12 protein-coding genes and 1 tRNA gene are annotated in these 14,616 nt (G+C 67.4%); 1 reads left to right on the top strand and 12 read right to left on the bottom strand.

Going from position 1 to position 14,616, the window contains the following annotated elements:
* Positions 1–39 precede the first annotated feature (39 nt).
* The 8 genes from HMPREF1478_RS03575 to HMPREF1478_RS10550 all read right to left on the bottom strand — a co-directional run bounded on the left by HMPREF1478_RS03575 (position 40) and on the right by HMPREF1478_RS10550 (position 8,174).
* Entirely contained in the window at positions 40–510 is a 471-nt protein-coding gene (locus HMPREF1478_RS03575) for a response regulator (RefSeq protein WP_016460719.1), read from the bottom strand.
* On the bottom strand, positions 507–2,594 hold the full coding sequence (locus HMPREF1478_RS03570) for a sensor histidine kinase (RefSeq protein ID WP_016460718.1): 2,088 nt from the start codon (positions 2,592–2,594) through the stop codon (positions 507–509). The genes HMPREF1478_RS03575 and HMPREF1478_RS03570 overlap by 4 nt, the downstream gene beginning before the upstream one ends.
* Before the next feature lie 19 nt (positions 2,595–2,613).
* A complete protein-coding gene (locus HMPREF1478_RS03565) occupies positions 2,614–4,026 on the bottom strand; it encodes an SLC13 family permease (RefSeq protein ID WP_034475091.1) in 1,413 nt (470 codons plus the stop codon).
* A 457-nt stretch (positions 4,027–4,483) separates the two neighbouring features.
* Positions 4,484–4,609 (bottom strand): hypothetical protein, encoded by a 126-nt coding sequence (locus tag HMPREF1478_RS10930; RefSeq protein ID WP_286127241.1) that lies wholly within the window; start codon positions 4,607–4,609, stop codon positions 4,484–4,486.
* Positions 4,610–4,637: 28 nt separating this feature from the next.
* The gene (locus HMPREF1478_RS03560) at positions 4,638–6,542 is read right to left on the bottom strand and encodes a heavy metal translocating P-type ATPase (RefSeq protein WP_016460716.1); all 1,905 of its coding nucleotides are present in this window, start codon (positions 6,540–6,542) and stop codon (positions 4,638–4,640) included.
* Positions 6,539–6,907, bottom strand: coding sequence for a Cd(II)/Pb(II)-sensing metalloregulatory transcriptional regulator CmtR (gene cmtR / locus HMPREF1478_RS03555; protein ID WP_016460715.1), 369 nt, complete (start codon positions 6,905–6,907; stop codon positions 6,539–6,541). Before cmtR ends, HMPREF1478_RS03560 begins: the two co-directional genes overlap by 4 nt.
* 87 nt (positions 6,908–6,994) lie before the next feature.
* Positions 6,995–7,444, bottom strand: a complete 450-nt coding sequence (locus HMPREF1478_RS03550) for a hypothetical protein (RefSeq protein ID WP_016460714.1) — start codon at positions 7,442–7,444, stop codon at positions 6,995–6,997.
* Positions 7,445–7,952: 508 nt separating this feature from the next.
* Positions 7,953–8,174 (bottom strand): hypothetical protein, encoded by a 222-nt coding sequence (locus HMPREF1478_RS10550; RefSeq protein ID WP_156824703.1) that lies wholly within the window; start codon positions 8,172–8,174, stop codon positions 7,953–7,955.
* A gap of 322 nt (positions 8,175–8,496) precedes the next feature.
* On the opposite strand from HMPREF1478_RS10550, the gene HMPREF1478_RS03545 reads away from it, so the two are divergent.
* The gene (locus HMPREF1478_RS03545) at positions 8,497–9,732 is read left to right on the top strand and encodes an IS256 family transposase (RefSeq protein WP_016460499.1); all 1,236 of its coding nucleotides are present in this window, start codon (positions 8,497–8,499) and stop codon (positions 9,730–9,732) included.
* A 664-nt stretch (positions 9,733–10,396) separates the two neighbouring features.
* Here the strand turns inward: HMPREF1478_RS03545 and HMPREF1478_RS03540 are convergent.
* From HMPREF1478_RS03540 to HMPREF1478_RS03525, 4 genes are all read right to left on the bottom strand, one after another.
* Positions 10,397–10,480, bottom strand: a tRNA-Leu gene (locus HMPREF1478_RS03540).
* A gap of 123 nt (positions 10,481–10,603) precedes the next feature.
* Positions 10,604–11,479 carry an energy-coupling factor transporter transmembrane component T gene (locus HMPREF1478_RS03535; protein ID WP_016460712.1) on the bottom strand — a complete coding sequence of 292 codons (876 nt, stop codon included), beginning with the start codon at positions 11,477–11,479 and terminating at the stop codon, positions 10,604–10,606.
* A complete protein-coding gene (locus HMPREF1478_RS03530; protein ID WP_016460711.1) occupies positions 11,476–13,617 on the bottom strand; it encodes an ABC transporter ATP-binding protein in 2,142 nt (713 codons plus the stop codon). The genes HMPREF1478_RS03535 and HMPREF1478_RS03530 overlap by 4 nt, the downstream gene beginning before the upstream one ends.
* A 26-nt stretch (positions 13,618–13,643) precedes the next feature.
* Positions 13,644–14,576 carry a 5'-nucleotidase gene (locus HMPREF1478_RS03525; RefSeq protein WP_016460710.1) on the bottom strand — a complete coding sequence of 311 codons (933 nt, stop codon included), beginning with the start codon at positions 14,574–14,576 and terminating at the stop codon, positions 13,644–13,646.
* Between the last annotated feature and the right edge of the window lie 40 nt (positions 14,577–14,616).

Genomic DNA, 14,616 nt, shown 5'->3' with positions numbered 1-14,616 from the left:
CACCGATGAAGGCAAGCGCGGCGGCCCTTTGCATACCGTTTAGCGGATCGCCTCCATGATGCGTACGCCGTCGAGCACGCTCACGTAGGGCAGGGGGTCCACGTCGGTCTCCAGGACGTACTCGGTGAGCTGGTCGCGCACGACTGTGCGCAGCTCGTCGGGGTTCCAGGGCTTGCCGATGTAGTAGTCCAGGCCCGCCTGGTTCACCGCGCGGATCGTGTCGGACTGGTCGGCCTGACCGGTGACCAGCACCGTGCGGGTCGCGCCGAAACGCTCATCCTTCATGAGCTCCACGAGGAAGTCCACGCCCGACTTTCCGGGCAGACGGTGGTCGGACAGGACGAGGGCCAGCTCGTCCCCGTCCTCGACGATCTCGTCGATGACGGCCCACGCGTCGTCGACGTCCTCGGCGACTTCGAGCCGGATCTTGTCCCAGAACTGTTCAAGATCGCGTTCGAGCGCGTCGCGCACGTCTGCTTCGTCCTCGAGGGACAGGATTGTCAGGGTCATGATTCCTCCTCGTGTGATTGGGCGGGCAGCGAGATCCGCATGATCGTGGATCCCGGGTGAGAGTCGATCGCGAGGGTGCCCCCATGATCGGCGATGATGCTTCGGACGATGGACATGCCCATGCCCAAGCCGAATCGGACGCGCCCCGCCTTGGTGGTGAAGTGGGGCTCCATAATCTTGTCGACGATTCCCGGGTCGATGCCCGGGCCGTTGTCGTGGATGGTGACGCCCACGCCCTCGGGGGTGGGGCGCACGGTGATGCGAATGCGAGCCTCTGCGTCGCCGCGCGCGGGCAGCTCGGGCACGCCGCCCGAGGCCTCGGCGGCCGCGACCAGGTCGGCGGTCTCGTCCTCGATGGCCTCGGCCGCGTTGACGATGAGGTTCGTCCACACCTGCTGCAGCTTCGCCGGGTGCGCGCGCACGGGCGGCACGTCCTCGTAGTCGCAGTCGATTCGGATGCCGCGCACCCTGTGGGCGGTCAGCCGCAGAACGTCATCAATGCCCTCGCGCACGTCCACGGGCTTGAGGTCCTCGGCGTCCGGGCGCGCGTAGCCCTTGAGGGACTGGGTCAGCTCGATGACACGATCGCCCGCGGCGAGCACCGAGCGCAGGGACCCGCCCAGGCGCGCCCCTGCCTCGTACGCGTCGATGCCGCCCGGTATCTGCGCGAGCGCACGCGCGCCGTCCGCCCCCTGGACCCCCGCGCGCACGAGGCGACGCGCGAGCGTGCGGTCACCGACGACGGGCAGCAGCTCCTTCATAAGGGCGCGCTCAACCGACGTGGAGCGCGGCGGCGCCGTGAGGGCGCGGGCCATCGCCTCCCTCGACGAGGCCGTGGCCGGTGCCGCGAGCGCCGCGTCGACATCCTCGTGCAGGTGCTTCGCGGCGCGCACGAGGGCGGTCACCGGGTTGTTGAGCTCGTGGGCGATGCCGGCACTCAGCTCGCCGAGCATCGCGAAGCGCGCGCGTTCGACCAGCTCGGCGCGGGTGGCGCGCAGGTCCTCGAGCGTGGCCGCCAGGGCCTCCTTCTGGGCCTCGAGGTCCTCGGCGAGCATCGCGTTTTGCAGGTGAAGGTCCTCGGCGCGCATGAGGCGGCGCGTCAGCGAGCGGATCGCGAGCGCCGTCAGGGTCGCGCCGATCGACGGGTCCTCGGAGATGACGATCTGGAGCTGCTCGGTCGTTAGGCGCACAAGCGTCACCTCCGTCGCCGTCTCGCCCGTGAAGAACGCGTCCTCCGCGCGGGCCAGCGACACGAGGCCGATGAGCGGCCCCGACGAGGCCAGGTGCGCCAGGACCTCGCCCTGCGCCGAATCCCTGTGCAGCGACACCTGCCCGTCGAGCACCAGGTAGACGGCACCCACCGGCTCGCCCTGAGTCACCAGCTGGATCCCCTCGGGGACGATGAGCCGAGGCCGCTGGCCGAGCACGCGCTCGACTCCCGCGAGGAGCTCCATGACAACCTCGTGCTCGTCGCGGTCCAAGCCCTCCAGGAGCGGGCCCTGCACGGCGAACGGCGGCGGATCAGCGATCAGCGAGCGGATCTGCCTGTCCGAATAGCCGCACCCGCGCAGGTAGCGCACCATCGTCGAATACGCCTGACCCGCCAGGAGTGGCACCGTCCACGGGGACTTCAACACCGAAGCGAGGGCGTCCGACTGTATGCACCGCACGAGGTCCCGGTGCTCCGAGCGATCCGTGACCACGACCCACTGCATGCGACGCAACGCCGGGATCGTCCCCGCCCGATCAATGAGCGCATCAATATCGGCGACCTCTGAAGTCACCAGGCCCATGAGCACGTGATCGCCCGGATTCAGGCTCGCGTCATACGCGGCCAAGTCCTCGATTCCGTCAACGCGGTCCAGGCACAGGCCCGGGAAGGCGTGCGCCAAGTCCCTCGTGACGGGAGCTGCAATCGAGCGCGAATCGTCGCCGCACACCAGCAGGTGAATCGGATGTCCGACTCGGTGACCGCCGGCTCGCACGTCCGTGCGGGCCAGCACCGAGGCGTCCTCCGCCGCGGGCCCCTGCGTCCACCCGTGGGCCAGCCCCGGCCGGGGGCGCGCGCCCCCCGAACCAGCCATGGCCTCGTCCCCGGACACGTCACATCACCCCGATGAATCCCCATGTCAGCGGCGCAACAAACGCCAGGAGAATGATGCCGATGACGCCGACGACGATGCCGACAATTGCCATCTCGCGGGTCGGGGTCGTGCCCGTCGAGTACGCGATCGCGTTCGGCGGGGTCGAGATCGGCAGGCACATGCCGAGCGAGCAGCCCAGGGCGATGACGATGGCGATCTCGGCGGCGCTCGTGGACACCGTCGTCGCCAGGCCCATACCCATCGGGATCAGGAGGTTCGCGGACGCCGAGTGCGAGATGACGTTCGAGGTCACCCAGCCCACGAGAGCCAATACGAAGATCAGGAGGACGCCGGGGATCGAGGCCCACTGGATCGAGCCGAGCATCCACTTGTCGAGGCCCGTGGCGGCCACTCCCGATCCCAACGCGATACCACCGGCGACCAGCCACAGCACCGGCCAGTCGAGGGCGCGCAGGTCGTCGCCGCTCATCACCTTCGTCATGAGGAGAACCACGACCGGTAGGAAGCCGACGACGTTGGCGGAAATGTGGTGCAGCGACTCCGTCATCCACAGGAGGATCGTCAGGCCTGCGACCGAGTAGAAGATGATCGCGCTGCGCGACTTCTCGAAGCGAGCCGACGTGTCGATGTTGAACTTGGCGTCCGTGGGGATGTAGCGCCACGCGATGAACGCCCACGACAGGGCCAGGAGCACCAGCATCAGCGGGACGGCCGCGAGCATCCACTGCAGGAAGGTCACCTTCACACCCGCGTTTTCCAGCGCGCCCAGGGCGATCGCGTTCGGGGGCGTGCCGACCGGCGTGCCCATGCCGCCGACGTTCGCGGCCACCGGGATCGACAGGGCGATACCGGTGCGCGCCTTGCCCTCGGGCAGAGCCATGATGACGGGCATCATGACGGCGAACATCGTCGCCGTGGTCGCCGTGTTCGACATGAACATACTCATGATCGCGGTGATCAGCATGACGCCCATGACCGTCAGGCGCGGCTTGCCCATGAAAGGCTTGAGGAGAACCGCCGAGAGGGCACGATCCAGCTTGTACTTGGCGGCGCCGTCGGCCACCATGAAGCCGCCCAGGAACAGGATGATGACCGGGTTAGCCAGGGCACCGAAGAACTTCGTGTACGCCGGTGCACCCTCACCCACGCTCAGCAGCGCGTGGTCCGAAATGAACAAGACCTCCAAGAAAATGACGAGGACCGCCGTGCCCGCCAAGGGCACCGCCTCCGTCACCCACAGCAGAATCGCCGCCAGGAAAATGCCGAACATGCGCGTACCGGCCACGTCCAGGCCGGGCAACTGCACGAACAGGCAGGTCACAATGCACGCCAGCGCCGCAACGGCGCCAAACACCTTGGCCGGGCAAATTGATTGCTTCTTCTTCGAGAAATCTGCCGGTCGCGTGGACATATTCTGAGCGGAGCGCGGATTGATTGACACCGCGCCCTTGGAGCGTCGAGCCATTATGTGAAGACCTCATCGTCTTGCTTGGATAGTGTCCGACCAGTGTATGCCAGCGCACACAAAAAGTGAAACCGGGGTGGGGCTTCTCAATGCCCCCACCCCGGCTTGATGCTTGCGCGGTCGGCGGGCCTGCACTCCTTGAGGGTGCAGGCGTTCAGTCACTCTTGCTGACGCTTGGTAACGTCACGTTTGTGCAGCCCACGTGAACGAACGCCCAGGCACCACCCGCGATCCCGCTCCCCGTTACTCGGCCACGGCCTCGTCGACGTCGTAGCCCGTCGGCACCACGCCAGGACGCGCCGGCTCCCACCCGAGGGCGGGCGCGACGTACTCCGCGAAGTTGCGAATGATCGACCAGTTCTCCTCGAATCCAAGCTGGTTGGGGATCGTCAGGAGGAGCGTGTCAGCCTCCGCGAGCGCACGATCCTGGCTCAGCTGCTTGATGAGCGTCGAGGGCAGTGCGTCCGTCCGCGATCAGGTCCAGGGCTGCGGCCTCCTCGGCGAGGTAGAGAGGGTTCTCGTAGCGCATGTCTGAGTTATGGCGTTGGACGGAACACCTATTGCTTGCGGGCACGCGCAGCCCGCAGTCCGTTGGCGATGACGACGACTTCGGCGACCTCGTGCACGAGGACGACCGCTGCCAGGCCGAGCACGCCGGTGATCGCCAGCGGCAGCAGCACAGTGATGATCGCCAAGGACAGAACGATGTTCTGGTTGATGATCCTGCCGCCGCGGCGGGCGTGGCGCAGAGCCTGCGGGATGAGGCCGAGGTCGTGGCCGGTGAAGGCGACGTCGGCGGACTCGATCGCGGCGTCGGAGCCGGTCGCGCCCATCGCGATGCCCACGGTCGCCCCGGCCAGGGCGGGCGCGTCGTTGATGCCGTCACCGATCATCGCGGTCGGCGACGTCTCCGAGAACCCGGCGACGATACGAGCCTTGTCCTCGGGACGCAGCTCGGCGTGCACGTCGCCGATCCCGGCCAGCTTCGCCAGCGCAGCAGCGGTGCGGGAGTTGTCGCCAGTGAGCATGCTCACCTCGACGCCCTGGTCGCGCAGGGTCCGCACGACCTCGGGGACCTCGGGGCGCAGCTCGTCGCGGACGCCGATCGCCCCGGCCAGGAAGCCGTCGACGGTGACGAGCACGCAGGTCTGCCCCTCGGCCTCCAGGTCCTCGACCCGGGCCTTGAGCGGACCGGCGTCGATCCAGCGCGGACTGCCCACCGCCACCCTGCGGCCGTCGACCAGGCCGCCGATGCCGTGCCCGGCCTCCTCGGCCACGTCCTGCGCGGCGGGGGTTCCCCGGCCCGCGGCAGCGATAGCGGCGGCGAGTGGGTGCGTCGAGTGCTGCTCCACGGCGGCAGCCCAAGCAAGCACCTGCGCATCGTCGAACCCATGGGCGGCGACGATGGCGGTTACCTCGGGCCGGTTGCGTGTCAAAGTGCCGGTCTTGTCCACGGCCAGGTGCCGGATACCGCCGAGGCGCTCGAAGGCAGCCCCGCTCTTGATGACGACGCCGAACTTGGTCGCCGCGCCGATCGCGGAGACCACGGTGACGGGCACCGCAATCGCCAGCGCGCAGGGGCTGGCCGCGACGAGGACGACCAGGGCGCGGGTGATCCAGGTCTCCGGGTCACCGAGCAGGGACCCGAGCACGCCGACGAGGACGGCGAGGATCATCACGCCGGGCACCAGCGGGCGGGCGATCCGGTCAGCGATCCGGGCTCGGTCGCCCTTCTCGGCCTGGGCCTGCTCTACCAGCTCCACGATCGTGGTCAGCGAGTTGTCGGTGCCCGCGGCGGTCGCCTCGACCTCCAGCACGCCGGCGCTGTTGATCGCGCCCGCCGACACCGCTTCTCCGGGCGCGACCTCGACCGGGATCGATTCACCGGTGATCGCCGAAGTGTCCAGGCTCGACCGGCCCGAGCGGACCAGCCCATCGGTCGCGACCCGCTCGCCAGGGCGGACCAGCAGCACGTCGCCGACGGCGATCTCCCTGGCCGGGACCGAGGCGGAGGTCCCGTCGCGCAGCACGGTCGCGGTCTCCGGCACGAGCTTCAGCAGCGCGCGCAGCCCGCCGCGGGCGCGGTCCATCGCCTTGTCCTCCAGGGCCTCGGCGATCGAGAAGAGGAATGCCAGCGCGGCCGCCTCCTCGACGTAGCCGAGGATCACCGCGCCCACGGCGCTGATCGTCATCAGCAGCGCGATCCCGAGCTTGCGCTTCACAACGAGATTCCGGATCGCACCGGGCACGAACGTGTACGCGCCCAGCAGCAGGCCCGCCCAGAACGCGACCAGCGCCGCGATGTGCAGCCCCGACCACTCCAGCGCCAGGCCGGTGCCGAACGCGACGCCGGAGAGGATCGGCACGACCAGGCCGGGATCACGCCACCACGGGCGCTCTGTCTCCTCTGCCTCGTCCGCGGGGCTGGTCGTCGGCTCGTCGCAGCCGCAGGCGGCGCTCACGAGGCGCCCCCCGAACTGCTCGCGGCGCAGCAGCCCGGCACCGAGCAGGCCAGGTCGATGCACGGCGCGCTCTCGTCCACGGCGAGGGTCACATCAACCAGTGCCGTCAGCGCCGCGGCCAGGTGCGGGTCGGCGATCTCGTAGCGGGTCTGCCGCCCCTCGGGCTCGGCGACCACGATGCCGCAGTCGCGCAGACAGGTCAGATGGTTGGACACGTTCGATCGGGTCAGCCCCAGCTCGCGCGAGAGCACGGCGGGGTGGCTCGGGCCGTCAAGCAGGGACATCAGGATCCGGGAACGCGTCGGGTCGGCCATGGCCCGGCCGAGCCGGTTCATGACGTCGAGACGCGAAGCAATGGTCAGCATGCGCTGAACTATACAGCAGTCGCTGACCTAATCTCCAGTTGTCGCGCTGCCGCACGCGCTGCGCGCGCTTGCCCTCGTGAGGCGTGATCACCTCTTGCGCCAGCGGGGCCACTTCGGCATCCTGCGGCCCTTCCAGGTCTCAACGAGACCCGCAACCCAGCGGACGGACACGAAGAGCCCGTAGCAGGCCCCGGCGAGGCCAGCGCCGACCACGAGCCACCGGCCGATGCCGAGCCACACGCTCCCGTCCACGTCCAGCGCCCACTGAACACCCATGATGAGCCCGGCGATGCCCATCCAAAGACCGGCGATGACCACGGCCACCGGCAGGAGAACGAGGCACATCGCGGTGGCGGCGGACCAGAGCTGTCGCGCCTCCAGCTTCGCCGTCGCGGCGATGATCCGCTCCGCCCGCCTCGTCGTCTCCTCGTCCATGACCTTCACGAACCCCGCGAGCTTCTTCTGCTGTTCGGCCGGCGTGGCAATCCTCGTGTTCTGCGCCTCGACGGCGGCGAGGATCGAGGTCAACAGCTCCATCGTCTCCGGACTGCCGAGCTGCTGCTACGACTGCTCGGGCTCGTTCTGCTGCTTCAGCCTGTCGAGCGCTGCGCTCATGTTCCTTCTCCTTCTGCTGCTGGTGGTAGTCGAAGAACGCCTGCGCGCCCTCTGGGGTGAAGTCCGCCGAGAGGGCGCTCGCGCGCTTGCCGCGCTCGGCGCGGCCGGGCCGCCACGAAACGGGGGAAATGGCGTCATTAGAGGTACGACACGCCGGCGACACGCCGCCAACCAGCTTCTAATGCTGCAAAACCCCCACCGCAGCCAGCCTCGTGCGCCACGTCGCCTACAAGACCTGGGCGCAGGGCCGATTGGCGCGAAAGAACTCGCCCAGCACCGCCCCTCCAGCAGCATTTCCGCGAAAAAGTTCTCCCAGCACAGCCCCTCCAGTGGCTCTTCCGCGAAAAAGTTCTCCCAGCACAGCCCCTTCAGCGGCTCTTCCGCGAAAAAGTTCTCCCAGCAAGCGCAAAAACGCCGATTTTGGGGTGTTTTAAGCGTGCAGGGCGAACTTTTTCGCGCTCACGTCCACCATCAGACCACGCAGGGCGAACTTTTTCGCGCACGAGGCGCGACAACGTGGCGACTTTGAAACCGACAACACCACTGCACTCCCCTGAACAGCAACCATTGAAACCACCATCACCTCTGCACCCGAAAACTGCGCCAAAACAGCCAATTTCTCACCCGCAAAGGCGATGGCAGTTTCAGGCAACCGGGCGGCCTGGCCGACAGGGCCTGACCACAGTGCCCGTGGGCGGCGGCGGACCCTGGCCGGGCGACCAGTGGGCGGCCGACGTTGCAAACGTCGTCAAACCAACGCAATTCATATCGCCTCACGAGGACCCCTGTTACAAACGTCGTCAATCTAAGCCCAAAAACAGCCATTTTCAGCGAAAAAGCCCTCGGATTGAAGTAGTGTCCCGCATAGTGGTGTAACCGTGTGGTGGTCGGCCCGTTTGATATGGGTGCGGTCACCGTGTGATCCTTCGAGAAAGCTCTCTACTTCTGACTCGAAATGATTTGGAGGCACAACGATGACCGCTCCTCATATTATCGACCCTGCTGGCCTGCTTGGCGAGGCGTTATCCCAGGCGTCCCCGGATTTGATGCGTTCCCTGCTCCAGCACGTGATTAACGCGTTGTTATCAGCGGACGCTGACACCGTGTGCGGGGCCCAGTGGGGCCAACAAGACCCGCAGCGTCAGACCAGGCGCAATGGGTATCGCTACCGGCCCCTGGACACCAGGGTCGGCACCATTGACGTGGCGATCCCCAAGCTGCGCTCAGGAACCTACTTTCCAGAGTGGTTGTTGCAGCGCCGCAAACGCTCCGAAAGCGCCTTGATCACAGTGGTCGCTGACTGTTACTTAGCGGGAGTATCCACGCGCCGCATGGACAAGCTCGTCAAAACCCTGGGGATCACAGGACTGTCCAAGTCCCAGGTCTCACGCATGGCAGCCGACCTGGACGAACACGTGGACGAGTTCCGCCATCGCCCCCTCCACGACGCTGGGCCTTTCACGTTCGTCGCCGCTGACGCACTGACCATGAAAGTGCGCGAAGGAGGGCGCGTCGTCTCGTGCGCGGTCCTAGTTGCCACCGGAGTCAACAATGACGGACACCGCGAAGTACTGGGGGTGCGCGTATCCACCAGCGAGACCGGTCCAGCCTGGAATGAGTTCTTCGCTGACCTAGTCGCCCGAGGCCTGACCGGCGTGCGCCTGGTCACCAGCGACGCCCATCTGGGCCTAGTTGAGGCCATCGCCGCCAACCTGCCCGGAGCCGCCTGGCAACGATGCCGCACCCACTACGCCGCGAATCTCATGTCCGTCACCCCCAAAGCGCTATGGCCCGCCGTCAAAGCAATGCTGCACTCGGTGTACGACCAGCCCGACGCCGCCTCAGTCAACGCTCAATACGACCGGCTCTTGGACTACGTGAACGACAAGCTCCCCGCCGTGTGTGACCACCTCGATCAAGCCAGGGCAGACGTCCTCGCGTTCGCATCCTTCCCCACCGGGGTATGGACCCAGATCTGGTCCAACAACCCCAATGAGCGCCTCAACCGCGAAATCCGCCGACGCACCGACTCCGTGGGGATCTTCCCCAACCGCCAGGCCATCATCCGCCTGGTCGGAGCCGTCCTCGCCGAACAAAACGACGAATGGGCAGAAGGCCGACGCTACCTCAGCCTCGACATCCTCACCAAATCACGACTCACACCCCAACCCACCCAACAGGAGGAACCCACACTCCAACTCAGCGCATAACCCACCCCGAAGGACACAAAACGATTACACCACTCCACAGGACTTGACCCGGATTGACGACGTTCGTAACAACGGGGCAGAAATCCACACGAAAAACACCTTGGATTGACGACGTTTGTAACAACACACACCCGAGCACCCCAAAAACTCAACACGCGAGACCCCCATGACGCCCACAGGGAGTAGAGGGACCAGGCTGCGGTACCCGTGAGCGGCGGCGGGGCCTGATCGGCACATATTCGCATGCAATTCCCCCACGCACACTTCATGCTTTGAAATGTAATCGTTGAAATTCCAGGCTTTTCACTAAGTGACGAACTGCAGGTGTCAGGGAATTGCATGCGAAACTGAGGATAGGGAACGCTTCGAGGCACGGGGCCTGGCCGGGCTTCGAGCCGACACACAAGCACACTCCAGCGACACAGCGCCGCCGGTGTGAAGGGCGCCGGAGGGATCTGCCGCGGTGCCAGTGGGCGGTGGCGGGGCCTGGCCGGGCTTCGAGGCGACGCGCCGAGCCGAAGGCTCGCAGCGCGGACGGCGAGCGGGCGGGCCGCCGCCCATGGCGCAGCCCGGCCCCACGCGGCGCCCGGAACACCAGCGGGGCCACAAGCCACAACCAGGGAAAACAAAAACCGCAGATCCCGAAGGATCTGCGGTTTCATCGTGCGCGAGGGGGGAGTTGAACCCCCACTCCATCACTGGAACACGGACCTGAACCGTGCGCGTCTGCCTATTCCGCCACTCGCGCGTACCCAGAAAGAATAGGGGCATCACACCCCCCGCGTCAAATCAGCGCCGTATGACCCAGGGCACACGAATTCGCCCTCCGCCCAGAAAACGCTGCAATCTCACCGAAAACAGCAGCGATAACCTACAGCATCAACCTGCACGCAACGATGCCAGCGACACCCAACAGGCTCGCAGCGATCACAGCGGCATCCACCCAACCGAGCCGCACGCGCGCGCCACGACCCGCGCCATCATGCGCCTCGATGGCTCCCCGCATGGACATGGCCCGCCCGGTTTCGGCGGCGCCGCGTGACGTGGCGGACAGGATCGCGGTGATGACGTCGACGCTCAGGCGCGCATAGCCGCGCAGCGACAGGGTGGCCACATCCTGGCCGAGACGCAGCTTGGCGGTATCGAGCACCGCCTGCGCTTGGTCACGCAGCATCGGCAGGCCTCGCAGGGCGGAGGCCATGACGAGCGACCACTGATCGACTGGCACTCCCAGGAGCCGCAGCGGCGTGAGGAAGAAGCGCAGCGCGGCGGCGAGCGCCGCGGTCGGCGTTACCCACGCGATGAGGCCCGACCCCCACAGGACGACGAGCGCCAGGGTAGAGACTCGCAGGAACAGCTCGAGTCCATCGCCCAGCCAGGCGCCGATGCAGCCGCCAATAAATCCGGAGATCATCCACAGGGGTGGGCGCGGCGCGACGCTGAGAGGCAGGCGGATAATCAGCGACGCGACGACGATGAGGCCACCGACGATCGCGAGCGTCGACCAGCGCGGCGAGAGGATCACGCACGTGGTGAGCACGGTCCAGCAGGCGATGAGGGTGCCGGGCCAGGCGCGCGACAGCGGCGTCGCCCAGGGCAGGGGTCGAGGCAGGGTGAAGCCCGTGCTTCGCCGCGGCTTCGGGCGCGGGATTCCTTCGCCGAGGCCGGGAGGGGTCCTCGAGAACCGGCCCTCGCTGGCGCCACCGCCGGGGCCGGTAGCCCCGCAGGCGGAGTGCGGTTCGATCATGAGAGCACCCCCTCGGCGAGGTGGCCGTGGGTGTCGCACAGGGAGTCCATGCCTTCGAGGTCGTGGGAGATGACGAGGATGGATAGGCCCGTCCGGCGCCGCTCGTCCAGGACGGAGATGAGCAGGTCGCGCGAGGCCGCGTCGAGGCCCGCCATGGGCTCGTCGAGGATGAGAACGCTCGGGTGCGAGGCGAGCAGGCCGGCGAGGGCGACGCGGCGCATCTGCCCTCCGGAGAGGTCGTCGATGCCGCGCGACGCGAGGGCGGGGTCGAGGCCGACGAGTTCCATGGCCTCGGCGACGATGCGGTCGCCCGCCTCGCGGGTGATCGCGCCCTTGCGGTGGGCGGAGCCGGTGCCGACGCGCGGACCGTAGCCTGCGGCGGCGAGGATGTCGGAGCGCACGGAGGGGCGCTGGAGCTGGAGGCGCGCGAATTGCATGGAAAGAGCGACATCGCCGACGCAGCGTTCCATGGGGCGCCCGCCGAGGGTGACGCGCCCCCAGGTGGGCACAAGGAGGCCGGTGAGGACGCGCGACAGCGTCGTCTTGCCCGAGCCGTTGTCCCCGGTGATGAGCATGGCCTGGCCGGGATCGAGGATGAGGCTGACGTCGCGCAGGACCGGCTTCTCCCAGGGGGTGCCGAGGTCGTAGGTGTGGGCGACGCGGTCGGCCCACAGGTGGGCTGCTTTGATGAGGGCGGGCGCGCCCGCCATGGAAGACGCAGGCAGGCCCGACGCGGCGGGGGCGGGGGAAGCGGGAGGATCCCCGGCCTCGTCGATGAGAAGCCCATCCGCGGCGACGCTCCCCTCCCCTGCGCAACGGTCGGAGACGATGCGCCCGCTACGAATCGTGATGACGCGGTCGGCGCGCGCGCTTTCGGCGGGGTCGTGGGTGATGTGGACGACGGCGATGCCGCGCGCGGGGAGGGAGGCGAGGAGGTCGAGCATCTCGGCGCGGCCCGCGCGGTCGATCATGGCGGTGGATTCGTCGGAGATGAGCAGGCGCGGGGAGCGCGCGAGCGCGCCCGCGAGCGCGAGGCGTTGGAGCTGACCGCCGGAGAGGGAGCGCGGGTCGGCGTCGGCGAGGCCGGAGAGGCCAACACTGGCGAGCAGCTCGTCGAGGTCGAGGCCGGCGATCTGCGTGGCGTTCATGCCCCAGGTGACGTCTTCGGCGACACTCTGTCCGAGAACGAGGAGTTCGGAGCGCTGCCCCACGAGAGCGGTCCCGCCGACAGCCCCGAGGACCCCGCCACCCTCACGCGTCCCAGAGCCGGGTTCAGCGCCCGCGAGGAGGAGGGCGAGGGTGGATTTGCCCGACCCGTTGTGTCCGACGACGACGGTGTACTCGGGGCGTTCGAAGCTGAGGGTGACACCGCTCAGGGCGGGATGGTCGGCGCCCGGGTAGGTGAAGTCGACGTCGGTGAGGGTCAGGGGCAGGGGGGACGAGGCCTCGACCCCTTCACGCGGGTCCGCCGAGCGGGCGGTCACGTCCAGGAGCGGGTCCCAGCCCGCGTCGAGGGAGATGCGGCTGAGGATGGCGCCGAGGAGCCACCGGGCCGCGAGGACCAGGAAGGCCACGCCGATGAAGCGCGTGATGGGGATCCAGATCCACCACCAGTCGACGAACCATTGGCCGAGCTGGTGGCCCGCGTCGACGAAGCCGCCGGAATGGGGGATGTGGCCGATGAGCTTAAGGAAACCGTCGAGGGTCTTTTGGATGCTTTCGAGGCCGAGGGTGCGCAGGTCGGACAGGATCCAGAAGGCGATGCCGGTGCCGATGCCCCACAGGACGCCGAGGCCGGCGGCGACGCCGGAGACGGGGAGCCAGGAGGCGCGTTTCTTGTGGAGGAAGCCGATGATGAGGCCGACGAGGGCAGCTTGGAAGGAGCGGCCGGCCGTGGCGACGCCGCCGACTGCGACGGCGAGGAGGATCGTCGAGGCGAAGGCTGCGACCGCGGCTCGAGGCCGGTGCGTGAGGGAAACCATCGCGAGGGGGACGGCCGTGGCAACCTGGAAGAGGAGCTGGAAGACGGGGGTCACGGCGGCGATGAGGCCGAAGGTGACGGCCAGGCCCGAGAGCGCGCCAGCAGTCGCCACCTCGACGGGTGTGAGGCGGCGGGCATCGCGCGCGGATGAGCTCATGCGTCTAGTCTCCCAGGCCCCGACACCTACTGCCTGTTGATCGCACCGAAGGGGATGTGGACACTCGGGGTGGAGAGCGCGGCTCCTTCCACGTGGCGGCGCTGGTCATCGAAGAAGATGTGCGGGCGCAGCACCTCCAGGATGGGCCCCTTGTCGATGCCGCCGAGGAAGAAGGCATCGTTGACGCGCAGGCCCCACTGCCCAATCGAGTTGATCGCACGCTCATGCGCCGGGGCGCTCCGAGCCGTCACGACAGCAACGTGCACCCTGCGCCGATACCCTGACGGATCATCCAGACTTTTCGACTCCTCGATCCCCTGAATTCGGTTGATTTTCTCCAGAAAATCAGCCATCGGACCTCGGGAGAGAGGCACCTCGGCCAGGGCATTCTCATTCTGCTGATACTCCTCGAGACCCTCACTCTGGAACACTCGCTCGGCCGAATCATCGGCCAGCACGCCGTCAAAGTCGAAGGCGATACGCAGGTCGGTATCTCCGTCATCCGGCTGGGCGCACCCAACGACGTGCCCCGCCGCGAATCCCATGTCGATCGCCTCGCGCACATCATCCTCGTTCGCGGAGAGGAAGAGGGACATGCGCAGCGGCTTCATGAAGCGATAAGGGGCACGGCCCTGCATGAAGATAGCGCGCGTAATGTCCAATCCGTGACGCGCAACGGAACGCATGACCCGCATCCCGGTCTCAGGGTCGTTACGCGAGAGGATAACGACCTCCACGAGGCGTTCCCGATCCGACAGGTCGTTCAGGTCGAGGAGGCGACGAATAAAGGGAAACGCGACGCCCGGTTCGAGCACGTCATCGAGATGCTCGCGCTGATACTCGCGATACCGCTCTTCCCCCTGCTCGCGGAACACCGCGTCGGACTCCCTCAGGTCGAACAGTGCACTCGACGCGACCCCAATGACGAGGGCACGCTCCAGATCAAGCTCCGCAGCCATGATGCTCCTTCCGCACGCTTCTACCTATCGCCACCAGGAT

It is taken from the genome of Actinomyces sp. HPA0247 (genome assembly GCA_000411415.1).
In the GTDB taxonomy this organism is placed as follows: domain Bacteria; phylum Actinomycetota; class Actinomycetes; order Actinomycetales; family Actinomycetaceae; genus Pauljensenia.
This window is presented reverse-complemented; position numbering and strand designations above follow the sequence as displayed.

What these genes read in the sequence shown, in the direction of transcription:
- cmtR (WP_016460715.1), bottom strand. Translation starts at nt 6,907, where the DNA reads ATGCTGACCATTGCTTCGCGTCTCGACGTCATGAACCGGCTCGGCCGG.
- HMPREF1478_RS03535 (WP_016460712.1), bottom strand. Translation starts at nt 11,479, where the DNA reads ATGATCGAACCGCACTCCGCCTGCGGGGCTACCGGCCCCGGCGGTGGC.
- HMPREF1478_RS03545 (WP_016460499.1), top strand. Translation starts at nt 8,497, where the DNA reads ATGACCGCTCCTCATATTATCGACCCTGCTGGCCTGCTTGGCGAGGCG.
- HMPREF1478_RS03570 (WP_016460718.1), bottom strand. Translation starts at nt 2,594, where the DNA reads ATGGCTGGTTCGGGGGGCGCGCGCCCCCGGCCGGGGCTGGCCCACGGG.
- HMPREF1478_RS03575 (WP_016460719.1), bottom strand. Translation starts at nt 510, where the DNA reads ATGACCCTGACAATCCTGTCCCTCGAGGACGAAGCAGACGTGCGCGAC.
- HMPREF1478_RS10930 (WP_286127241.1), bottom strand. Translation starts at nt 4,609, where the DNA reads ATGCGCTACGAGAACCCTCTCTACCTCGCCGAGGAGGCCGCAGCCCTG.
- HMPREF1478_RS03530 (WP_016460711.1), bottom strand. Translation starts at nt 13,617, where the DNA reads ATGAGCTCATCCGCGCGCGATGCCCGCCGCCTCACACCCGTCGAGGTG.
- HMPREF1478_RS03550 (WP_016460714.1), bottom strand. Translation starts at nt 7,444, where the DNA reads ATGGAGCTGTTGACCTCGATCCTCGCCGCCGTCGAGGCGCAGAACACG.
- HMPREF1478_RS03525 (WP_016460710.1), bottom strand. Translation starts at nt 14,576, where the DNA reads ATGGCTGCGGAGCTTGATCTGGAGCGTGCCCTCGTCATTGGGGTCGCG.
- HMPREF1478_RS03565 (WP_034475091.1), bottom strand. Translation starts at nt 4,026, where the DNA reads ATGTCCACGCGACCGGCAGATTTCTCGAAGAAGAAGCAATCAATTTGC.